The following is a 22,495-nucleotide window of genomic DNA, read 5'->3' as shown; positions in this document are numbered from 1 at the left end:
TTGTGCCATTTTGGCGCAAATAGCGTCCCTTTTCTCGGAAATAGCGCACCCTCGTTCCCCAATATTGCCAAACACAGCTAATTCCGCGAAATAGCGTCCTCTCGTTCCCTTTCTTGGCGGTGGGCTGGCGGGAGAGTAAGGGGATAGCAGTGGGCTGGGGCGTGGATCTGGGGATGGGAGCTGGAGACGGGAGCTGGAGACGGGAGCTGGAGACGGGAGCTGGAGACGGGAGCTGGAGACGGGAGCTGGAGACGGGAGCTGGAGACGGGAGCTGGAGGCCTTCAGCCGAAACAGAAAACAGCCCCTCTGGTCTAAGACCAGAAGGGCTTTCCTTCAAGCTCTGTCCTCCGGTTACTTCGTAACCGTGACATTCACCACGTCGCTCGTTGTCACGCCAGCTGCATTGAACAGCTCGACACGATACTTATAAACACCTTTTGCGCGACCAGCGATGGCTGTAACAGCGCTTTGTGCACTTGGCGAAGCGGCTTGCAAACTTTTCTCATCAATGAGCACGTCATTTTCGTAGAGGCGATACCCTGTTGCGTTGGTGCCCCACCACATGTTCATGGTCACATTGTAGTTGCCATCGCCATCCCAATTATTCTGTGATAGGACTGGTTTACCTGGGGACGCCTCTGTGATCGTTACAACGATAGGCTGACTAGTTGTCGTACCGAATAAATTAATAAGTTCACTTGTATACGTGTACGTACCGTTTGGTTTACCGGATACATCCACTTTGGCGACTTGAGCCGCTGGGGAGGCATCGGAAAGTGTTTTTGTAGAGATAAGAACACCGTTCTCGTATAGTTTGAAAATGGAACCATTATTCCCCCACCACATGTTCATCGTGATCGTGTAGCTGCCATCTTTTAAACCGGTATAACCGTTGTTGGAGGATAATACAGGCTGGCCAGGAGCGCCGTTCGATAATGGTTTAACCACATTAAAGGTCTGCGAAGCAGTTGTCGTGTTCCCTGCAGCATCCGCTACAAGGTACGCCACTGTGTGTGCACCTACGGCTAAACTGCCTGCGGCAATCGTTTGTCCACTAGTAATCGCATTTCCATCCAAGGTCAGAGATTGCGCTACAACGCCCGAAATGGCATCGTTAACAGCCAAATCGAATGTCACTGAAGTCGCATAAGTCACATCCTTGACGGCATGCCCCGACTCCGTAAGGGTCGCTGTTGGTGCTGTTTTATCCAACTTCACTTGCAAGGACTTTGCCGCTTCAACATTGCCCGCAGCATCCGTAGAGAAATAGCTCACTGTTGTTGAGCCCTCAAAACTAATCGAGATTGGCGCTGTGTATGCCGTAGAAGTTCCGCCATTGATGCCATATTGCGTAGTCACTGCACCCGCTTGATCATCTACAGCAGTTAATGTGACGGTAACGTCATCCTTGAGCCAACCCGCTGCATTCGGTGCACCTGAAAAGGTTGCTGTCGTTACTGGTGCTGCGGTATCAGCAGCGACGCTGAAATCGCTCAAGCCCCGTGGCTTCAATTGGAATACACCTTTGAAAATCGCGCCAATACCTTGAATCGTCACCTTTTGCCCCGCTGAGTAAGGGAAAGAGCTTGAAGATAAACCTGTTCGTGTATCGACACGAATGTGGTTGCTTACGCCGTCTTTGACAGCGTCGAATTCAAAAGAACCCGTCGGCGTTGCCGTGATGATATTGTTGATTGTCACATCATTCAGTGTGAGCAATTGCCCTTGGTTGTCCGCTGTCACAGCGGATACTGGGGTGGATGCTGGGAGTGCAGCGACGCCTGTTTTGGCAATCTCTACAGGATCAGCAAGCTCAAACTCCGTGTTGAATAGCGCTGTTGAAGCTGTTACTTTTACCGTATCCCCTTGGTGGAAGCCGCTCAAGCTTTGGAATACATACACGCCGCCTGTTGCGTCTTGCAAGTAGAAGGCTTGCCCGCCAAAAGCACCCGGCTCTGTCGTAACGACACCTTCAACTGTCACCAACGTACCTGCTGCTTTCGCACGTGCTTCGGAAATGGCAATCTTGGCAGGAATCGGATTTTCCTCTTCCGGCAAGTTTTCTGCAGGCACGTTACCAAGCGTGACGGCTTCGGTTTTCAGATTCGTGCCATTCAGGCGCAATCTGAGATTCGCTGGCGCTGTCGTTCCTGGAACAACACGTACATTCAGGTCCTTCGTCGCGTGTCCGTTGATATCTGCCGTTACGCTAAAAGCGGAGCTATACGCATAAGCTGTTGGCCACGTGCCATCTGCATTTTGTACCTTGGCGATTTGTGACCCACCGGTAACCAGGTAAATACCAAGACTGAAGCCCGAGACGGTTGTCGATGGCGGTAAGTTATCCACAACGACTCTGATCGGGAAGTCTGCCGCGTTCGGCAAGACCGCTTGTTTCACGAAGCTGTACGTCGTATTCGCCGTAGCTGCAGGTCCGCCATACGAGCCGGCCTTGAACGTGCTGCGGTCGTACCATTTGTAGCCAGCATTTGGTGCTGCCCAAGGCTCTGGCTGTGGTTCCGTCGATGCCGCCGGAGCTTCAAAAGGCAGCAAAGCCGTCGGCTGATCCAGCTGCAAGCCGCTTACTTCAGCGAAGCTGGTATAGCTTTCTTTGGTCGAAAGCCAGTTCACCATATTGACGAGCAGCTTGCCGTCGTCCACTTCTTTAAACCCATCATACGTCGTCTTCTTCGCGCCTGTATCCTCGCGCACATATTTCGGCGTTGCATCCTCGACCGGTGAGGAATCCCCGATGAAAGCTGCCTTACCTGCGCCTGCTTTGGCAACAGCCACGTAAGGCCCTTCTGCTACTCCGCCGCCATTGTACACACCTTGATCAACCGCATTCGCCCAAGCCTCATTCGTTTGTGGCAAGTACACAATGCCCTTCGCCTTCGTCGGATCAATAATGGCTAGCGTAGATCCTGCGTGCATCGCCACACTGGAGACACCTGTCGTTATCCCAAAAGCTTGCGCAGGCGCTACGATGTTATTCGCATTAATATCGCCGAGGGCGTTATAGCGGAAACGCAGACCGAACTGTGTCGCTAGCCAGTCCGAGCTTGCTACATCTTGCATTGCGGAAGAGGCTGACTCTTCCGCGCTCATGCCTGCTGCTGGATTCGTCCAGGCTCCACGGCGATAGCCGTTGAATACCTCGGAGCCATCCCAGCGGTTTTTGTTTCGATCGGCGTTGTAATGATCACCGATGAAAAATATACTGCCGCCTGCCGCCACATATTGGGCTAGGGCGTTTTGCTCACTTGTTTTGTACGGAACATTGGACTCTGCTACCACGAACACATCATAACCGCTCAAATCGGCCAACGTAATTGGCGTCGTTTTGCGCAGTTCTTTTACATAATAACCATTGTTCGCTAACGCATTGCCGAAATCCGAAAAAGCCCCGTCAATGACCCAATCCGCTGCTCCAGCTGTCTGCTCATGTGTATTGTCAAAAAGCACTTTCTTCCCTGCATTCCCGTTGACGACTTTGGCTTCAATAAACGGCGCTGGATCTGTCGGTCCCTCCGCCATCACGGCCTGCCAGCTGCTTGTCGCCAGCACTTGGAACGGTATTGCTACTGTCAACGCCAACGTTGTCTTCCATAACCTAGTCTTCCATCCTTTGAGCCTACTCATTACAATTCCTCCTTAGCTTATTGGCTGAGTCAAAATCTTTTCTACATAAGCGCTTGCTTATCGGACAGACAAGCTATCTAACAACCACCTTATTTTACCATAGGATAATTGCGAAATTTGCTATTTTATTGTAAAGACATGAAAATTTGTGCAAAAAGCCAAAGAACTAGATGGATTTCCAAAAGGGTATGGATTCTACCTGCCTACCCGCTAATCTAATCTCCACTTGTGCCACCTAATATCGCGCTCCACTTGCCTCCCCTAATCTCATCCACAATCCCCCCCTGCCTCCCTCGAATCTCATCAACACTCATCCACCTACTCATTTTCTATTCTCATCTCCACTTACCACACCTACCTCCATCTACTCTCATCTCCACACTCCCCCCGCCTTAAGTTAGATGGAAATTCTCCAGTTATTTCAAGCAATTTTCCTCATTAATTAGATTTAGATGGAAAAGGTACAGCTAATTCAACCCCATTCAGTGAAAATGGCGAGAAAGGCCAAATTTAGCTGCATGTTTTCCAGTTAGTTCATCAAACACCTCGAAAATCACGAATTTAGATGGAGGTTTTCCAGTTATTCTGTGGGAGGAGGAAGGGTCAGCCAACCCACACCTATGGTTTTACAACGGATACGGTGCATTTCACAGCGCGCTATGTGCGGATCAACCTCGTAAATGCTGTGCTGTTTAACAATCCGAGCAACTGGTACACGCCGACGTTATACGAGGTTCGTCTCTTCGGGCCTTCCACGGCCGATGCCACTGTTTATAGTAAATTTGCGTCGTACAATTTCCCAACGTACTTCATACGTCACTCTAACTATACGCTTCGCATAGATCCTAACGTTTCACCGGCTCTGGATTCACAGTTCCGCGTGGTGCCTGGTTTGGCTAACGCATCTAGTGTTTCACTCGAATCCATCAATTTCCCAGGCTATTTTATCCGGAAAAATGCGAGTAATGGGATCGTTCTTGCACAATTTGATGGAACGACGGCTTTTAACCAGGATGCCACCTTCAACCTTGTGGCCGGTTGGGCCGACAGCAGCAAGGTCTCGTTCCAATCCTATAGCGCGCCTACGTACTACATCCGTCATTACAATTACGTACTGAGAGCCGAAGTGATTAACGCTTCTAGCACAGCAACCGTGAAAAGTGATGCAACGTTTACGCGTACGAATTACTGAGCATCTGTCTGATAGCGGAAAAAAGAAAAACAAGGCAGCCGGTTCATCCGGTTGCCTTGCTTCGTTGTAGCCAGATAGCGAGTTTCACATGTCTGACCGTTTAATATAAACGTTTTAGAGCATCAGCGGTGAATGGCAGCAATTCGTCGAGTCGACCGCCTCGCACTTTGTCAGCCCAAGCAGGGTCAACCAACAGCGCGCGCCCAATCGCAACGAGATCGAACTCATTCTGCTCTAGGCGAACAAGCAGTTCATTGATGTCAGCTGTGCCTGAGCTTTTCCCACTGAAGGAGCCCAAGAATTCATCATCTAAACCAACGGATCCTACTGTAATCGTAGGTTTGCCCGTTAACTGCTTCACCCAACCTGCAAAATTGAGGTTAGATCCTTCGAACTCAGGCTCCCAGAATCTGCGGGTCGAGCAATGGAATATATCCACGCCTGCCTCAACGAGTGGTGCAAGCAATTGACCGAGCAATTCAGGTGTAGCAGCGAGTTTGGCTGTATATTCAGCCGATTTCCACTGTGACAGCCTAATAATAATCGGGAAATCTGGCCCTACTGCGCGGCGGCAAGCTTCAATGATTTCAACGGCAAATCGCGTGCGAGCCATCATACTACCACCGTACTTATCCGTGCGTTGATTCGTTTTCTCCCATAGGAACTGATCAATCAAGTAACCGTGGGCGCCATGAAGCTCGATGCCGTCGAAGCCGATCCGTTTCGCATCCGCTGCCGCTTGCGCGAAGGCTTGCACAACTTGATCGATTTCCGCCTGAGTCATCGGTTCATTCACTTGTTCACCCGTTAACGTGCGGCCTGACGGTCCAATCGATGGCGCTTCCGGGTGCGGAAGTGACCCATTCGCGCGAGTCATTCCGACATGCCAGAGCTGAGGCACGATACGTCCTCCTGCTTCATGCACAGCAGTGACAACACGTTTCCAACCTGCGAGCGCCTCTTCTCCATGGAAGTTAGGGATATTGGGATTGTCGGTTGCCGCTGGATGATTGATCAGGGTTCCTTCGGTAATAATAAGACCAACGCCATTCTCCGCGCGACGGCGGTAATAATCCACCACGTCCTGCCCAGGAACACCTCCTGGCGAGAAGGCTCGCGTCATCGGAGCCATCACGACTCGATTCGCAAGTTTAAGATTGCCTAGTGTAAAAGGTTGAAACAACGCCTCCACAGAATGGGATTGCGTCGTTTGATTGGTATTGGTAGTAGACATGGTCGTTCCTCCGTTTCATTTGGGGGTAGGGCTTGTTTATACTATGCGTTCCCCGCACTTATCATTTCTTTAATTCGATTGTTATCGAACAATAGAAATATAGCACGCAATGTGGTAAAATGCAATCACTAAGCGTTAACGAGGAGGAAGCATCCTGAAAGTACTATTTCACCCAGACATAGCGGATATGCATCTCTCATCCGTCCTCTATGCGTTAAGCGATCCCGTCCGATTATCTATCGTCTCCGATCTCCACAAACAAGGAGAGTGTACATGTGGCGGCATTGATGTTAGTGTCGTGAAATCAACAATGTCTCATCATGTGCGCACAATGCGTGAAGCTGGTGTTGTTCACGTCCGCGTGCAAGGGACCCAGCGCTTCTTGTCATTACGCAAGGGTGATTTAGAAGAAAAATTCCCTGGTCTGCTCAATTCGATCCTACATGCTTACGAAAACGCCAAGGACCCTATCCCCGAACCATAATTAGATGAGATGGAAATTTTATATGTAGATTGGACAAAGTAAATAGTTGAATAAAAGGAGCTAAGCAGATTTGTGCTTAGCTCCTTTGCTCTCTATCCACTGCTGCTTTCTTTCGCCGCGATTAGGCAGACAAAAACTCATACGTAGTTATTCGTCCATTCGTAGGTAGAAACGCCTGAATATACTAAGTTGGATTACAGATCGCTCACCTTACAGCGAAGGAGGTCCTCTATGAAAAAAGTTCTCCGGCAGGCAGTTAGAAAGACGGCCAAACCAAACCGGAAACAAAAGCTGCTTAAGAGAAGCCGCAGGAAAAATGGAATCAAATTACGCAAGCGTCCGTTGCGAACTGTCAAACTCCGCAAGCGTCTACTGCGAAAAGTTAAAAAACGCCTGCGAAGAAGCCGATCATTACGATCGACTCCCCAGGCCAAGCAGCCTCCTCCTTTATTAAATGTTCCTGTCGTTTATGAACCGCTGAATGTTCCACACGCTCCGCTATTAGAACCGAAACCCAAGCTTTCGGTTATCGTGCCGATTTTGAATGAGGAAAAGTTCCTCCCGCTGTTTCTAGAAAGTGTCGCTTCCTATGCAGATGAAATTCTTTTTGTGGATGGAGGAAGCACCGACGACAGTATAAATATCATCAATCAGTGGAAAAACCGTGCGAATATTCGGCTATTCCATATTAAGCAGACGGGCTTACCCTACTCCGATGACTGGAACGAGTCCGTCGTAAGGAATTTCATGGTTGACCAAGCAATTGGAGATTGGATTATGGCGATCGATGCAGATGAAATCATGGATGATAGCTTCCGTGATGCCTTGCCTCGGCTTATGGCCCAGAAAGAAGCAGATGCTATCTCATTTCCGTGGGTGCAATTCTGGATGAATCCCCAAACCATACGAATAAGTGCACCGAACGACGAACACTGGTCTGTCAATAAATGGCTTATGTGGCGCAATCATATGGGTATACGATACGACGATGCCAAGAATCACTGCAAAGTGCATCTGTTCGGACGTTACATGTGGGAAATCCCCAATAGGGCTGAGCCTATTTCAGCCTTCCATTACCATTATGCTTTCGGTACCCAAGTGAAAGCGAATGATAACCGCCGACGCGATGTCGATCAATATTTAGGAAAATCGGTGGGTCGAATCGAATATGACATCGTGACGAAGCCTTTCACTGGGAAACATCCAGCTGTTATGGAACGTTATTTTGCTAAAAAGATGTGAAAAAAGATAAAAGTGACTGAAAGTCGAAACTTTCAGTCACTTTTTATCAAAATATAAGAATTTATAAGTTTCACCAGATAAGTCGGCTATATTTCTCCATAAACGCTCTCGTCCTAAGAGGACGGCGTAGCCGTTTATTTTATTTCTCTACGTTTTTCCTGCACTATAAGGCTGACCTCATACTCTCTAAGGCTTTTGCTCTGGAGAAGTAAGTTTCCACGTACATCCTACTTTGTTCGGCCTTATGCGCTAATAGACTGTCATTGTTGTATAACTGGATAATTTGTTCAGCAAATGCATGAGGGGCGTTCACAGGTTCAATAATCTGCCTAATATTCTTGAGCCCTTCTATCCCCGTGCTGGTCGTAACTAATGGCATATGATGGCGCATAGCTTCCACCGTTTTGCCTTTCACGCCTGCACCGTACCGAAGTGGAATGACGGCAATCTTCGTATTCCCATACAGTTGTTTTAGTTCATGATCTGGTATAAATCCGGTGACAGTAATCCGATCCGATTGTAAGCCTACTACAGCGGGCGGTGGATTGGAACCGGCGATGAATACGTGTATATGTGGAATCGCTTGTTGGACAATAGGCAGAATATCGCGACAAAACCACAACATACCGTCGGTGTTAGGGCTGTGGTTGAAGCCGCCAACAAAGAGCAGACCATTGCGTTCACTCCATTGCCTTGTTGTCGGTATCGTATGATCAAAGTAGTAGGCTGGAAGTAATACCGTTTGTTTATTTGGAAAATTCCCTTCGATAATTCGTTTTTCCGAGTCGCTGCAGGTCAGAACCGTATCCGCTTTGCTGAACATGTCGAACTCCAGCTTTTTAATGAACTCGGAGGCTTGCAGCAGTTCGCGGTTGTTCTCCAAACCGAATCGCCTCAGCTCTCGGACATAATGCATATCATGACCATAATACAGAATTTTTGCACGGGTATAAGTCTTGATTAGATCCATATAGTGATGTGAAATGTTGGGCCGGTTCAAAAGAACATAATCAATGTATTCATTGTGCCTAACAATCCAGTGCTCGTAATACCCACGATCTTGCGGTCCGTAAAGGATCTCAATGCCAAGCTGTTCTAGTTCTGTGCCATAAGGCTCCGGTTTGATGAAGTTATCTGGTAAGAATTTGACATTAAAGCCCATGTCCACAAATAGTTTCAGATACATAAATGTCGTTCGGCTGCCCGCATCTTTGTCGAAACTTGGAACGCCGTAATCAATAACCAGGATGGTTTTTTTACTCCTTGAGCGTTCTCTCGCCCAGAAGAGGTGCTCACCATCAGCAAGTTGATCCCGCTGCAGTACGCCCGCCCATTTTTCTCTAAATTTCTGCTGGTTAATCACCTGATATTTCTTTATCCCTGTGTTAAGGTCTGTGCCGTGGGATACGCCCTCATAGTGTACGACAACAGATTTGGGTTGGTAGATAACTTTGAACCCATGTTGTCTTGCTTTAAATGCAATGTCCACATCCTCTGAGTAAGCAGGTGCGAAATGCTGATCAAAACCACCTATTCGATTCCATACCTCTTTACGAATCATGATCGATGCCCCTGAGATATAATCCACTTCCTTAACATAATTATATTCATGTTTGTCTGGACTATCTAATCGACCGTAATTCCTTGCATACCCGTTATTAAAGACAATACCGCCGGCCTCCTGAAGTCTCCCATCCGGATATATCAACTTAGACCCTATAATTCCAATGGTTGGATCTTGCTCGGGTAAAGACAACAGATGTGCCAACCAACCGGGAGTCACGATCGTATCGTTATTTAAAAACAATACATACTTTCCTTTGGAAATCGCTGCCCCATGATTGCAGTTATGAAGAAATCCCCTCTTCACCTTGTTGCGAATGACAGTGACTCCTTTGACATAATGTCCGATACGGGCTGTTAAGTCGTTTGACCGATCATCCATCACGATGATCTCATAAGGAATTCCATGTGTATGCTGAACGATGGACATCAAACATTTGTAAGTAAAACGCCATTTGTTGTAGACCGGAATAATTATACTGACCAATGGCTGAGATGAGCTCGGTACCACCAGCCTATTCACGAGTCGCAATCCTTTATGGATCCGGCGACCTTTGAACCGTCGGTTCCTGTTGCGTTTATAAAGCTTCATAACTGACCGTTTTCTCCGATTCTTCCACCTTGAACGTACGGATTTCCCACGTTTGAGCACTAGACGCCGGCCTGGTTTAGATCTACGGAGCTTACGCACGCGTATAGACCCCAATATCTTTCTCTTCGTTCTCCTAGCCTTTAGCTTCACCACAACACCTCCCGGCACACTTCATTATCACATAGCTATACTATTCCCTCTGTAAAAGGTCTGAATGGGACAAACGTTTATTTTCAAAAAGTACGAAGGGTGGAAAATATTCGACGCTGCGCCATACGTCCATACAAGTTGTCTTATTCAAACATATGCTGAATTGGTTATGAAGTATATTGGACAACATGGAACGGAGGAAGCACATGATCATCAGATCTAAAGCTCCTTTAAGATTGGGGCTAGCCGGAGGCGGAACGGATGTGTCGCCCTACTGCGACTTATTCGGAGGATGCGTACTGAATGCGACGATTGATTTATACGCTTATTGCACGATTGAGGTCCTCGATGAAGGTAACCTTACTTTTGTCGCTGCGGATCTCAATGAAGAATTCACCACGGTCCCTCTCCCAGAACTAGAGTTGGATGGCCGTCTAAGCTTGCATAAAGGCGTGTATAACCGGATTGTTAAACAGTTTAGGCAGGACGAGCCACTCTCTTTTCGGATGACCACCTATTCTGACGCTCCCGCAGGATCTGGTCTCGGTTCATCATCCACGATGGTGGTCGCTATGCTGAAGGCTTATGTAGAATGGCTTAATCTGCCGCTCGGGGAGTATGAAATTGCTCAACTAGCCTATGACATTGAGCGTATCGATGTCGGATGGGGTGGCGGTAAGCAGGATCAATATGCAGCCACCTTTGGTGGATTCAACTTTATTGAGTTTTATGAAAATAATCGGGTCATTGTGAACCCACTTCGGATAAAAAACTGGATTATCAGTGAGTTGGAAAGCTCTATGATTTTATATTACACAGGAGCATCAAGGGAATCTGCCAAGATCATTGACGAACAAGTCCGCAATACACGGAATAACAAACAGTCCACCCTAAAAGCAACCCATACCTTGAAAGCGGAGGCTTACTCGATTAAGGAATGTATATTAAAGGGTGAAATCAACAAGTTTGCTGAGCACTTGGGAAAATCCTGGAGTGCCAAAAAAAAGATGGCCACCTCTATTACGAACGAACGAATTGACTTCATATATGATACGGCGATGAATGCCGGTGCACTAGCAGGCAAGGTATCTGGAGCAGGGGGTGGCGGATTTATGATGTTTATCGTGGATCCCGTCAAACGCATACAGGTTGTACATCGCTTGAACGAATTAGGAGGTAAAGTATTTCAATTCCATTTTACAAAGAGCGGAACGCAAGGATGGAGGGTATAAGTTTGAAAGCGTATATTAGCAGCGAAATTTTACGGGCGATGGAGATTAAAAGGGCGATTTCAAAAGATAGCGATCTACTTCGTTTAATTGAGCAGGCAGCAAGAAAAATGATCGAGGTTTACCGAAACGGTAATAAAATAATGCTCGGCGGTAATGGAGGAAGTGCGGCCGATGCCCAGCATATTGCAGGCGAATTCGTCAGTCGCTTTTATTTCGACCGTCCCGGCCTGCCTTGCATCGCGCTTACGACGGATACCTCCATTCTTACTGCAATTGGTAACGACTACGGATATGAGCAGTTGTTTGCACGGCAAATTCAAGCTAACGGCCAACGTGGAGACATATTTATTGGCATTTCCACATCCGGTAACTCGCCMAATGTGATCAGAGGTTTAGAAATGTGCCGTGCTATGGGCATCACGACAATTGGATTAACTGGTGAGTCAGGAGGCCGTATGGCTGCCCTCTGCGATATCTGCATACGGATACCCTCCCAAGAAACCCCGAGAATTCAAGAAGCGCATATTCTGATTGGCCATATTTTGTGCGCGATCGTAGAAGAATCCATATTTGGCAAAGGATTTTAACCCTATGGAAGCCATCATTTTAGCTGGCGGGCTGGGGACACGTTTGCGGGGAGTTATATGGGATTTACCCAAACCGATGGCTCCCGTAGGGGGCAAACCATTTCTTCAATATATTCTCGAGCGATTGGAGAGGCAAGGGGTTCGCAGGGTGATCCTGGCGGTTGGATACAAACATGAAGCCATTAGCTCCTATTTCGGCCATAGCTTCGGAGAAATAAGAATCGCCTATTCGGTGGAAGAAGAACCGCTAGGAACCGGAGGAGCACTGAAGAAGGCGATGACTCAGATTGCCAGCGATCAGGTGCTGTTAGTAAATGGAGACACGATGTTCCACGTCGATATCCCGCAGTTGATGCAGTTTCATAGTGACCGCGCTGCAGACTTGACGCTTTCACTTAAGCCGATGAAACAATTTGACCGATACGGTGCCGTTATCGTAAGTTCGGACTGTAGGGTGCTCAGCTTTCAGGAGAAGCGGATGTGCGAATCTGGCTTGATTAATGGTGGTGTCTACGTAGCTCGTACCGATTTATGGGATCCGTTCCATCTGTCCGCCCCATTTTCTTTTGAAAAATTTCTAGGAAATCCTGGTGCACAGAAGCTTAACCTGTATGGCTTCCTGAGTGAAGGTTATTTTATCGATATCGGCATTCCGGAAGACTATGAGCGTGCGAAGTCTGAGCTTGGCTCCGGAGGTCGGGACGGATGAGACCGAAGGCGCTTTTGCTTGACCGGGATGGTGTCATTAACCTTGATAAATCTTATGTTTACAAAGTAGAGGATTTCGAGTTTAGCAAGGGGATATTCGAAACACTCTTACGTTTCCAGCATGCTGGATTTCTACTCATCATCGTAACCAACCAAGCGGGGATTGGGCGGGGATTTTACACGGAGCACGACTTTATGGCGTTAACGGCATGGATGACGGAGCAATTCGAGGCACATGGAATCCGGATCGCTAACGTATATTTTTGTCCTTATCACCCGGTACATGGCATTGGCGAATACAAACAAGATGCCTGTTGCCGAAAGCCTAATCCGGGTATGATTCTGCAAGCTATGCGAGAGTTTCAGTTGGATCTTGCCTCATCGGTGATCATAGGTGATAAAGAGAGTGACATCGAAGCAGGTTTGCGCGCTGGAGTCGGAACCACGATATTAATTCGCAACGGTGAGGCAAGTTCAGTTACCGCGGCTACGTTTACTGTGAAGCATGTAGGAGAGGCGGCTGAGCGTTTTTTCGGAACATGTAAATAAGCCATCACATGTGAAAAAAGGCGGCATGCGCCGCCCATTTTGATATTTGTGCGCTATCCCGCGACTGCCGACGGAGATACTTCCCTTCCGCACAATATTTGTGCGCTATCCCGCGACTGCCTACGGGGATACTTCCCTTCCGCACAATTTTTGTGCGCTAGCGCGCGACGGCCGACGGGGATACTTCCCTTCCGCACAATATTTGTGCGCTAGCCCGCGACGGCCGACAGGGATACTTCCCTTCCGCACAATATTTGTGCGCTAGCCCGCCATGGCCGACGGAGATACTTCCCTTCCGCACAATATTTGTGCGCTAGTCCGCGATGGCCTACGGGGATTCTTCCCTTCCGCACAATTTTTGTGCGCTAGCGCGCGACGGCCGACGGAGATTCTTCCCTTCCGCACAATTTTTGTGCGCTAGCCCGCGAAGGCCGACGGAGATTCTTCCCTTCCGCACAATTTTAGCCACACTTAGAAAGAAATCCTGCAAGTTTTTTGCAGGATTTTTGTGCTTTCACAGCGGGGATCACTAGCTAGCTCCCTTTCGTCTGCCCCCGATACGCATTCGGCACGAAGCCGGTATGCGCCTTGAACAGCTTGCCGAAGTAGTTTTTATTCTCGTAGCCGAGCATATCCGAGATTTGTTCTACGCTTTTATCCGTGATCTCCAGAAGCTCCTTCGCTTTCTCCATCTTCATCCGCGTCACGTACTCGATGAAGTTCTCGCCAGTCTCTCGCTTGAACAAGCGGCTCAAGTAGCTCGGGTGCAGATGCAGATGCGCCGCGGCATCCTCTAGTGATATTTTCGTATCGAGATGGTTGTACACGAACCGCTGGCATTCCAGAATTTCACGATTATGCGACTCGCGATACACTTGTCCCGCCCACTCGATGGCCTGCTGCAAATAATCCTTGAGCCACAGCTCCATTTCGCGGATGGAGGACAATTCGTGCACATCGTGATGCAGCAACTCCGAGGAAAACGTCGATTGATAGTGCTGCAGCGACTTGAGGCGCATCCGCACATCGAGGATCATTTTGAGCAGCCAATCCTTCACCTCTAGGGGACGGAACCGATTGTACTGGATGTAATCGACCCACTTCGAGACGAAGGCATCAATCCCTTCTGCACGCTCATCGAACACCACACCGCGGAACTCATCCAACGCTTGCGCATACTGAGCGAGCAGTTCCCCGCCGTCCCCGAATCCTTCCCGCAAATGCTCAAGCTTGCTGATCGAGGACTCTGGCATGTAGAATCGGATCGCCTTAGCCTCTACCATGCGAATTAATTGATCCTTCAACGCCCGAACATCCTTCACCGGGGTTCCCGTGATGAACGAAAAGGAGATTTTCGCATACTTCTGCAAGCAAGCCTGCAGCTGCCGCAGCGTCTGCTCCATCTTCTGGCTGTTGTTCACATGCAGCTCCGAGAAATGTGGGAATAACAATACAATTTCACCCGTATCGTAGGTGAACAGGGTCACTTCCTTTTGATCCACGAGCAGCTCTTCCACGATATTCTGAATCGTATATTCGAATAAATCTGTCGATTGAAACCGACTATTCGCCTCTTTCACCCGATTGGCATAGCCGAAAACAGGCAGAACCGCATGCTTCGTAAGCCTTATCCCAAAATCCTCCGCTTTGGTGCTCCACTCTACAGCGTCAAATAATGGCTCATTCACAGTACTTCGGATGAACTGGCGCTTCGACGCGCCGCGTTGCTGAGACACCTCTTTCTCCAGCTTGCGGCTCTTGGACTGCTGCCGATCCTCGGCATCCAGCTGCTCTTTGAGCCTGACTAGCACTTCCGTAATATTCGTTGCATTCATCGTTTCCTTCAGGATATATTCACTCACAGACAGCTTAACCGCCGCCTGCGCGTAATGGAATTCATCATGGCACGAGAGAATGACAGCCTTCACATTCGGATCATCCTGACGCAGCGCTTTAATGAGCTCTAGTCCGTTCATTTCTGGCATCCCAATATCACTCAACAGCACATCGGTCTTTGCTTGCTGACCTGCCTTCAATGCCTCTAGGGGATTGGCAAAAGCACCCGTTAATTGATACCCTAGCTCTTCCCATTTAATCGTAGCCTGCAAAAATTCAAGAACTGGGACATCGTCATCGACGATCATGACCGTATACATGGTCACACCTCCTTTTTGGGTTGCTGTGGAAAGCGCAAGATGATCTGAGTTCCCTGCTCTAGCTTACTTTCAATTTCATAATCAAATTGATGACCATAGATGATTCGCAGCCGTTCAAAAACATTATGTAAACCAATACCTGATAACGTTGGACTGCTTGCCTCTTCTTCCACATGCACCATCGGGCCAACCTCTAATTGATTGCGCAGCTCCGCTAACCGCTCTGGTGACATGCCGATACCAGAATCCTCAATCCACACCTGGAGTCTGCCATCCTCAGCAATACGGGAAGCGATTGTGATTTCACCAGCTTTACTTTTAAGCCCATGAATATAAGCATTCTCGATAATCGGTTGTAAAAGGAAGCGCGGTATTTGAACCAGCAGCGTTTCTGAAGCCGCGGATACCCGCAGGACAACCCGGTCGCCGTGCCGCGAATTCAAGAGTCGCACATAATGCTCATTAATGCCAATCTCTTCATGAAGCGTGATGTAGGCATTGTTCCGATTGATCGTCATCCGCAACAAAGCCGACAATGAACTAATCAACTCCGCGTTTTCCTCGTCGCCTTTCATCATAATCTTCAACCGGATCGAATTCAAAACATTAAACAGAAAATGCGGGTTAATCTGCGCCTGCAGCATTGCCAGCTCTGCTTTACGTTTGAGCTCTTGCTCTCTCCGATTTTCAACTAATGTCTGCTCGATGCGATCAATCATACGGTCAAATACGTACCCAAGTCGACCGACTTCATCCCCGCCACTAATGTTAGATCGCTCACTCAACTGTCCGGATTCAATTCGCACTACCGTTTGGACAAGCTTCGCGATCGGCTTCGTAAGGGTTCCTACCACATATAACAGAACCATAGCGAACAACACTAGAAAAAACAGCTGTATACCAAAATCGGTCTTCCGAAATGACTGGATTTGTTGGGCAGCATTCTTATACGGAGTCATATTTACGAGTTTCCACTCCGGTGTAATTTGACTGCTAAGCAAGATGTGATCTTCCCCATTCACCTTCACAAAAGCCGCCTCATTCTCATCGGGCAATTGGTCGTAGTAGGGAAATGACTGACCTATCGTCGAGTTGTCTTGATCTACAATGATTCGTCCCTGACCGTCAATAATCGCCATGGATTCCGTTTTCTCATATTGGTTGAACAGTTGTTGTAGCGGAGTCATCTCTAGCCCCACAATGACATAGCCTTTCGTCAATTCATTCTTCTTCAACTTCTTCGCCGCAGCCAGTACGTAGGGCTGGCTTGACTCATTACTGTAATTTGGCTCTGCCCCAATCCACTTCACATTATAACCAGATATCTGTTCGACTTCTGGAAACCAACTTTTCTGCATAAACGTTCTCGGATCGAAATTAATCGTCGTGTACGAAGCCACATACTGCCCATTCGGGAGTAGCAACGTGACATACATTTTATCAAGTGGACTCATAACCGTTGAGAGCCTTTTATCAATCGTATTCTTATTTACAAAAATGTCCCCAATGGACGTGCTGGCATCCACATGACTTAAATTCAGAATGGGTTCCTGCAGATCTTGATCAAATTGCATGAAGTTCATAATATAGAGCATGTTCTTCATTTGTGATGAAACAATTTGACTCACAATTCGCATCGATTCTCGTGAATTGTCTGCCACTTGTGTGCGCACAGCATCTCTTGTAAAAAAATTAGAAACATTCATCGACACGATCGATGGTAATACTAGACAAACTAGGATCGTTAGCATTAATTTATTGCGAAGAGATAATGTACGAAACCATTGCAGCACTAACGTTTCCTGCCTCTCCCTTTGGAAATGGGAAAAAGAGGGGCCCTAAGGCCTCCTCTTGCTTCCTATACACATTATACCAGTAAAGCTAGCCCTAATCGTTATCGATTACTTTGCATTACTTTTTCTGATATCTTCAATTTTAGCTTTCGCTGTAGAAATTGTTTTTTCCAAATCTTGTTTGCCTGTCAAGAACAACTCAACTTGCGTTAAGTATTCTTTCTCTTGTTGCAAGGCATACGTTGGAGGAACAACCAATTTTGTGGATTTGTTCACTTTTAAAGTAGACAGCAAGGAAGTTTTGTCAATAAACTTAACTTGATCTGGCTTGCCGCTTGCAAGGATCGCGTCTACGTTTTTGTTAATATCTGCTTTTTTCCAACCGGAGAAGAACAGACCTTGTGTTTGGATACCTTCTGTTGTGTACCATTTCACGAAGTCATAAGCCGCTTGTTTGTTCTTGGAGTTTGCAGCTACACCCATGAAGTCAGCGCCTACTTCTGTCAAACCATTTGTATCTTTTGCATCATATTTCGGATACGGAGCGAATACCGTGTTGAACTTCGCGTTTTGCGCTAGCTCACCAACCATCCAGTTACCTGTTGCTAGCATAGCTGTTTTACCTGCGTAGAATACGTCACGGTAAGCCATTTTTTGCGAAACAACTTCGAAGTAAGGTACGGACGATTTGTCCACGTTCTCCATTTGGTTACGCAGGTTCAAGGAGAAACGAACTTGTGGGTTATCAATGTTTTCTGTGCCATCGGATTTTACCAAGTAAGGGTTATCCATGTTGTTGTTCAAACCAAGAAGCGCATAGTCTTTCCAGCTATGGAAGTAAGAACCATATTGTTTCGCAGCGCCTTCGCCTGATGTTAATTTTTTCGCATAGTCCGCATAGTCATTCCAAGTCCATTCAGTCGGAACAGGAAGCTTAKCCGCATCTAATTTATCTTTGTTCAAAAGAACGAACCACTCGATCATTTTACCAGGCAAGGCATAGTATTTACCGTTAACAACCGGATCAAGTTTGTACTCGTCTTTCACAACGATATTATCTTTTTTCAAATACTCATCTAGCGGTTCAAGAATCCCTGCACCTACACGTTGTGCGAAATCAGAAGCACTGGAGTACATCACAACGTCCATTTGTTCGCCGGAAGCTGCTAGTAAATCGAGTTTTTTCATCCCTTCTTGGGAATCACCTTTCTCGGACATACTCTCATAAACGACTTTAACGTTCGGGTGCGTTGCATTGTAGGCTTCAACTGTTTTGTTCCAGTTACCTTGAGCTTCTGTATACCATGCTTGTACTTTAATGGTTACAGGCGCTTTCGTTGATGATGTTGCTGTACCGCCTGGCGTTGTCGTTGATGCTGCGTTATCTTCACTTTTGCTTCCGCAACCTGCAAGTGCAGTACTGATCGCTAGAACACCACTTAAAACGAGTAAACTCTTTTTCATATAAACCCCTCCAAGAAGATATTTGTATAATGCTGCGAATGACTGAAAACCTTTACATGACGAATCGTAACAAACTTGGTGTGAGCACACTAGGCAATATTTTAACCTCATGCACTCTTATTTTGACATCTTGCTTGTAACCAGTGTTTAACCTTTTACCCCACCCATGGAAATCCCTTCGATAACTTGCTTCTGTCCAATGATGAAAATAATCAACAAAGGCACGATCGCTGAAACAGATGCGGCCATGATGAGGGAGTAGAACTCGCCATTCAAATCGGCAAAGGAATGAATGCCCAGTGGAAGCGTGAATAACGACTTGTCTCTTAGGAAAATCAATGGATTCTGGTAATCATTCCACGTCCAGATAAAGCGCAGAATGGCATATGTTGCAATCGCAGGACGTACAAGCGGTGTACAGATGGTCCAGAAAATGCGAGCATGACCTGCACCATCAATCCTTGCAGATTCCATGTACTCATCATGAATACCTAGATAGAACTGACGGAGCATGAATGTACCCAGTACGCTGAAAGACCCTAGAAGAATAAGTCCTAGATGCGTATCGTACAGGTGCATCGAACGAAGCAGAAGGAATTGTGGCACCAGAATCGCCTGACTTGGAATCATATAAATAGCAAGAACGAGAACAAAGAGAACATTCGAACCACGGAACTTAATTTTGGAGAAAGCGTAAGCTGCCATGGATGAAAATAGTACGGATAATGCTGTCGTAATGACTGAAACCTTAATCGAATTCCAGTAGTACAACGGAAATTTCGTCGTCCAAACTGTTTTATAATTTTCAATTAGGCTAAAATGTTTCGGAATCCACTGGATTGGGAAGATGAATACGTCGGCTTCTGGCTTCATGGATGCCGAGATCATCCAAAGGAATGGCGTCATGAACAGGATGCCGAAGAGAGCCATCAGTATCGTTACAATTATCTTTTTGGTACTTTTTTTGTTATCCATGTGTGTACCTCCATTCTATTTTAGTAGTTGACCCATTTACGTTGGCCGAACCATTGAATTAGCGTAATCAAAAGAACCAGAATCACAAGCACAATTGCMATCGCAGAGGCATAACCAGATTGTAGGTTAACGAAGGCTGTTTCATATAAACGAAATACCACAACACTTGTTGAATTTGCAGGACCGCCATTCGTAAGTACGGAAATGACATCGAAAACTTTGAACGTACCGATAATACCCGAAACGAGCAAGAAGAACGTAGTGGGCGACAATAAAGGCACGGTAATGCCGTAGAACTGCCTCCATTTCGATGCCCCGTCAATATCAGCAGCTTCATACAAATCCTTCGGAATAGATTGAAGTCCCGCCATGAAAATAATCATGTTGTACCCAATATTGATCCATACCATCAGCCCCATCACACAGTACAAAGCGTAATCAGGATCAGCCAGCCATTTCGGCGGATTCGCAAAGCCCCAGTCCATCAACGTCTGATTAATGGGTCCGTACGTAGGATGAAAGAGAACTTGGAATACGATCGCAACCGCAACAACACTTGAAATATAAGGAATGAAGTAGATAACTTTGAAAACACCTTTGAAATACACTTGCTTATCAATCAGCACCGCTAGAACCAATGAAACAATGAGGGTTAACGGTACAACAACCATCAGAATCATATTATTTTTCAATGAAAGTAGAAAGACACTATCATGAATCAGCTTTGTAAAGTTGTCCAATCCGAGAAATTTCACCTTCGAAAACCCGGCAACAAAGTTCCAATCGGTAAAGCTCAATAAGAAGGAAGCAATGATTGGAAATAACGTGAATACGAATAAGCCGATGACCATGGGACTAACAAAAAGATATCCGGCCAAATTCTCTCGAATTTGCTGTTTAGATTGTTTAGATTTCACTTTGGTTCTTGGGATACTGCCTGCTTGCGATTGTATATGGTTAGCCATGAAATTCACCCCATGTCGTGTTTTCTATAGTCTACCTTGTGTGCGATTCATGGATAAGTCACAGATTTGACCCTTTCGAGTAATATTTTAACCTCAGACATGGATTACTATGATGAAACAAAAAATCAAACATCCGATTTGGATGCTCAGCCGCGCAATAAAACTATTTCAAGCGTAATGACGGGCCCGCGCGGCTGGACGTAATACTCATCGACACGAACCCAAACAAACTAACTGGAAAATCTCCAGTTAATTTGGGTGAAATCCACGATTCTCAACGATTAGATGGATTTTCTACATCTATTTTCAAGGAAAGTAGCTCATCGAGCTCAAATGACTGAAATTAACAGCAGAAAATCCATCTAATTGTCTTAATCACCAAAATCCCGTCCAATTAGATGCATAAAATCCAGTTATTTGCYGTCGCACCGCTTAGATAAACAAAAAACCAGAACGCCACTTGGCCCTCTGGTCTGCTACATCCTTACTTATTCGCTTCATGCACCTTCAGCAGTTTCCCCTTGATGGTTGTATTCTTCATGATCTTGAGCACCATCGGCCCTTTGCCATTCAAAATGTCGACGTACGACACATTATCCTGAATCGTAATGATGCCGATATCCTCCGCGGTGACACCTTCAATCTTGGCGAGGGTGCCGACAAAGTCGACGGCGCGAATCTTTTTCTTTTTGCCCCCGTTAAAATAGAGCTTCATGATGCCCTTGTTCAACTGGTCACTGCGATCCCTCTTGATGACAGGCGTTGCCTGCATCTTCTGATCGAAGGCAGCTTGCTTAGCGGCAACATCTTCGGAATCCGGTGCATCCATCCTTGGAATTTCGAAGCCTAGATAGCCCTCGATATCCGTAAGGAACTTGTCCTCATGCGGCGTTACGAACGAAATCGCCTTGCCCGTCTTCCCTGCTCGTCCAGTCCGTCCGATCCGATGAACGTAGCTTTCCTTCTCCATCGGAAGATCATAGTTGATGACATGCGTGATGTCCTCCACATCGATCCCACGCGCCGCGACATCCGTGGCCACGAGGAATCGGAACTCCCCTCGCTTGAAGGCATTCATGACAAGAAAACGATCATCTTGAACCATGCCACCGTGAATCTTATCGCACGGGAAATCCAGCTGATCGAGCTGCGTGTAGAGCTTATCAACATGCTCTTGTGTCCGGCAGAAAATAATGCAATTCTCCGGATTCTCTATCACGAGCACATTCTGAAGCAATGGCCATTTCTCGTTCTCCCGCACAGTGATGAGAGAATGTTCAATCTGAACCTTCGCAGCTTCCGGTGTTTCAATCTCGATATCGATCGGGTTCCGCAAGTATTGATGGCACAGCTGCTCTACATCCTTCGGCAAGGTTGCCGAGAAGAGCATCGTCATCCGATCCTTCGGCAGCTCATCTATGATCGCCCCCACCTGCTCGATGAAGCCCATCCGCAGCATTTCGTCTGCCTCATCAATAACTAGATATTGCAGGCGTTCTACGTCCAGCGTCCCTTTTTGAATATGATCGAGGACTCGGCCCGGTGTACCAACGACCACGTGACACTTCTGATGCAGTTCGATCTTCTGCTTGGCAAATGGCTGCTTCCCATACAGGGCCACAGCCTTAATCCGCTTAAAGCGACCGATGTTCGTCATATCTTGCTTCACTTGATCGGCGAGCTCCCGTGTTGGCGTCAGGATGAGTGCCTGCGGCCTGTTCTCTTCCCACTCCACCAGCTCGCAGATCGGTATGCCGAATGCTGCGGTTTTCCCGCTCCCCGTGCGGGATTTGACCGTCAGGTCCCGCTCCTGCAGCGCGATCGGAATCACCTTATGCTGCACATCCGTCGGCTGTGTGTAACCGAGTGTGGTTAGCGCACGCGTGATATCCTCACTTAATTGATAATCGTTAAAGCTTCTTGTCGTCACGATTTGACTCCCCTTCTTGTTGCTGTGGCTCTATTCT

The 22,495-nt window shown here is 47.1% G+C and carries 16 protein-coding genes and 1 pseudogene; 8 read left to right on the top strand and 9 right to left on the bottom strand.

All coding sequences use genetic code 11. The annotated features are described in order from the left end of the window. Positions 1–149: 149 nt before the first annotated feature. A complete protein-coding gene (locus AC1DLM_RS05860) occupies positions 150–362 on the top strand; it encodes a hypothetical protein (protein ID WP_441989355.1) in 213 nt (70 codons plus the stop codon). On the opposite strand, the gene AC1DLM_RS05855 is transcribed toward AC1DLM_RS05860, so the two are convergent. Beyond that, the gene (locus AC1DLM_RS05855; protein ID WP_477569400.1) at positions 352–3,642 is read right to left on the bottom strand and encodes an OmpL47-type beta-barrel domain-containing protein; all 3,291 of its coding nucleotides are present in this window, start codon (positions 3,640–3,642) and stop codon (positions 352–354) included. The genes AC1DLM_RS05860 and AC1DLM_RS05855 overlap by 11 nt on opposite strands. A gap of 619 nt (positions 3,643–4,261) precedes the next feature. On the opposite strand from AC1DLM_RS05855, the pseudogene AC1DLM_RS05850 reads away from it, so the two are divergent. Continuing rightward, positions 4,262–4,834: pseudogene (locus AC1DLM_RS05850) on the top strand (AbfB domain-containing protein); the annotation flags it as partial. 100 nt (positions 4,835–4,934) lie between these two features. Here the strand turns inward: AC1DLM_RS05850 and AC1DLM_RS05845 are convergent. Next, positions 4,935–6,068: an NADH:flavin oxidoreductase gene (locus AC1DLM_RS05845; RefSeq protein WP_477569399.1), complete on the bottom strand. Its 1,134-nt coding sequence runs from the start codon at positions 6,066–6,068 to the stop codon at positions 4,935–4,937. A 187-nt stretch (positions 6,069–6,255) separates the two neighbouring features. Between AC1DLM_RS05845 and AC1DLM_RS05840 the strand changes: the two genes are divergently transcribed. Both AC1DLM_RS05840 and AC1DLM_RS05835 read left to right on the top strand, forming a co-directional pair. Further along, the gene (locus AC1DLM_RS05840) at positions 6,256–6,552 is read left to right on the top strand and encodes an ArsR/SmtB family transcription factor (protein ID WP_441989352.1); all 297 of its coding nucleotides are present in this window, start codon (positions 6,256–6,258) and stop codon (positions 6,550–6,552) included. 231 nt (positions 6,553–6,783) lie between these two features. Further along, positions 6,784–7,794, top strand: coding sequence for a glycosyltransferase (locus AC1DLM_RS05835; protein ID WP_441989351.1), 1,011 nt, complete (start codon positions 6,784–6,786; stop codon positions 7,792–7,794). Between the two features lie 163 nt (positions 7,795–7,957). On the opposite strand, the gene AC1DLM_RS05830 is transcribed toward AC1DLM_RS05835, so the two are convergent. Further along, positions 7,958–9,880, bottom strand: coding sequence for a glycosyltransferase (locus AC1DLM_RS05830; protein ID WP_441989350.1), 1,923 nt, complete (start codon positions 9,878–9,880; stop codon positions 7,958–7,960). A gap of 425 nt (positions 9,881–10,305) precedes the next feature. Here AC1DLM_RS05830 and AC1DLM_RS05825 point away from each other — a divergent pair, with 425 nt between their 5' ends. From AC1DLM_RS05825 to AC1DLM_RS05810, 4 genes are read left to right on the top strand one after another with little or no spacing between them, the layout of a single operon-like run. Then, the gene (locus AC1DLM_RS05825; RefSeq protein ID WP_477569398.1) at positions 10,306–11,331 is read left to right on the top strand and encodes a GHMP family kinase ATP-binding protein; all 1,026 of its coding nucleotides are present in this window, start codon (positions 10,306–10,308) and stop codon (positions 11,329–11,331) included. 2 nt (positions 11,332–11,333) lie between these two features. Further along, positions 11,334–11,918, top strand: coding sequence for a D-sedoheptulose-7-phosphate isomerase (locus tag AC1DLM_RS05820; protein WP_441989348.1), 585 nt, complete (start codon positions 11,334–11,336; stop codon positions 11,916–11,918). A gap of 4 nt (positions 11,919–11,922) precedes the next feature. After that, complete coding sequence (locus AC1DLM_RS05815; RefSeq protein WP_441989347.1) at positions 11,923–12,627, top strand: nucleotidyltransferase family protein; 705 nt, start codon at positions 11,923–11,925, stop codon at positions 12,625–12,627. Next, a complete protein-coding gene (locus tag AC1DLM_RS05810; protein WP_441989346.1) occupies positions 12,624–13,175 on the top strand; it encodes a D-glycero-alpha-D-manno-heptose-1,7-bisphosphate 7-phosphatase in 552 nt (183 codons plus the stop codon). The genes AC1DLM_RS05815 and AC1DLM_RS05810 overlap by 4 nt, the downstream gene beginning before the upstream one ends. A 533-nt stretch (positions 13,176–13,708) precedes the next feature. On the opposite strand, the gene AC1DLM_RS05805 is transcribed toward AC1DLM_RS05810, so the two are convergent. From AC1DLM_RS05805 to AC1DLM_RS05780, 6 genes are all read right to left on the bottom strand, one after another. Further along, positions 13,709–15,331 carry a response regulator transcription factor gene (locus tag AC1DLM_RS05805; protein ID WP_441989345.1) on the bottom strand — a complete coding sequence of 541 codons (1,623 nt, stop codon included), beginning with the start codon at positions 15,329–15,331 and terminating at the stop codon, positions 13,709–13,711. A gap of 2 nt (positions 15,332–15,333) precedes the next feature. After that, positions 15,334–17,124: a cache domain-containing sensor histidine kinase gene (locus AC1DLM_RS05800; protein ID WP_441989344.1), complete on the bottom strand. Its 1,791-nt coding sequence runs from the start codon at positions 17,122–17,124 to the stop codon at positions 15,334–15,336. A gap of 108 nt (positions 17,125–17,232) precedes the next feature. Continuing rightward, complete coding sequence (locus tag AC1DLM_RS05795) at positions 17,233–18,588, bottom strand: ABC transporter substrate-binding protein (RefSeq protein WP_477569397.1); 1,356 nt, start codon at positions 18,586–18,588, stop codon at positions 17,233–17,235. Positions 18,589–18,735: 147 nt separating this feature from the next. Further along, positions 18,736–19,563 carry a carbohydrate ABC transporter permease gene (locus tag AC1DLM_RS05790; protein ID WP_441989342.1) on the bottom strand — a complete coding sequence of 276 codons (828 nt, stop codon included), beginning with the start codon at positions 19,561–19,563 and terminating at the stop codon, positions 18,736–18,738. Positions 19,564–19,583: 20 nt separating this feature from the next. Next, entirely contained in the window at positions 19,584–20,528 is a 945-nt protein-coding gene (locus AC1DLM_RS05785; RefSeq protein ID WP_477569396.1) for a carbohydrate ABC transporter permease, read from the bottom strand. A gap of 484 nt (positions 20,529–21,012) precedes the next feature. Then, on the bottom strand, positions 21,013–22,458 hold the full coding sequence (locus AC1DLM_RS05780; protein ID WP_441989340.1) for a DEAD/DEAH box helicase: 1,446 nt from the start codon (positions 22,456–22,458) through the stop codon (positions 21,013–21,015). Between the last annotated feature and the right edge of the window lie 37 nt (positions 22,459–22,495).

This window comes from Paenibacillus sp. 01T442 (assembly GCF_056398345.1).
The sequence above is the reverse complement of the archived record's forward strand: the minus strand, read 5'-3'. Positions and strand labels throughout refer to the sequence as shown.

Bases quoted from the DNA above. Each gene is read 5' to 3' on its own strand.
- AC1DLM_RS05855 (WP_477569400.1), bottom strand. From the start codon at position 3,642: ATGAGTAGGCTCAAAGGATGGAAGACTAGGTTATGGAAGACAACGTTG.
- AC1DLM_RS05845 (WP_477569399.1), bottom strand. From the start codon at position 6,068: ATGTCTACTACCAATACCAATCAAACGACGCAATCCCATTCTGTGGAG.
- AC1DLM_RS05840 (WP_441989352.1), top strand. From the start codon at position 6,256: ATGCATCTCTCATCCGTCCTCTATGCGTTAAGCGATCCCGTCCGATTA.
- AC1DLM_RS05835 (WP_441989351.1), top strand. From the start codon at position 6,784: ATGAAAAAAGTTCTCCGGCAGGCAGTTAGAAAGACGGCCAAACCAAAC.
- AC1DLM_RS05825 (WP_477569398.1), top strand. From the start codon at position 10,306: ATGATCATCAGATCTAAAGCTCCTTTAAGATTGGGGCTAGCCGGAGGC.
- AC1DLM_RS05815 (WP_441989347.1), top strand. From the start codon at position 11,923: ATGGAAGCCATCATTTTAGCTGGCGGGCTGGGGACACGTTTGCGGGGA.
- AC1DLM_RS05810 (WP_441989346.1), top strand. From the start codon at position 12,624: ATGAGACCGAAGGCGCTTTTGCTTGACCGGGATGGTGTCATTAACCTT.
- AC1DLM_RS05805 (WP_441989345.1), bottom strand. From the start codon at position 15,331: ATGTATACGGTCATGATCGTCGATGACGATGTCCCAGTTCTTGAATTT.
- AC1DLM_RS05790 (WP_441989342.1), bottom strand. From the start codon at position 19,563: ATGGATAACAAAAAAAGTACCAAAAAGATAATTGTAACGATACTGATG.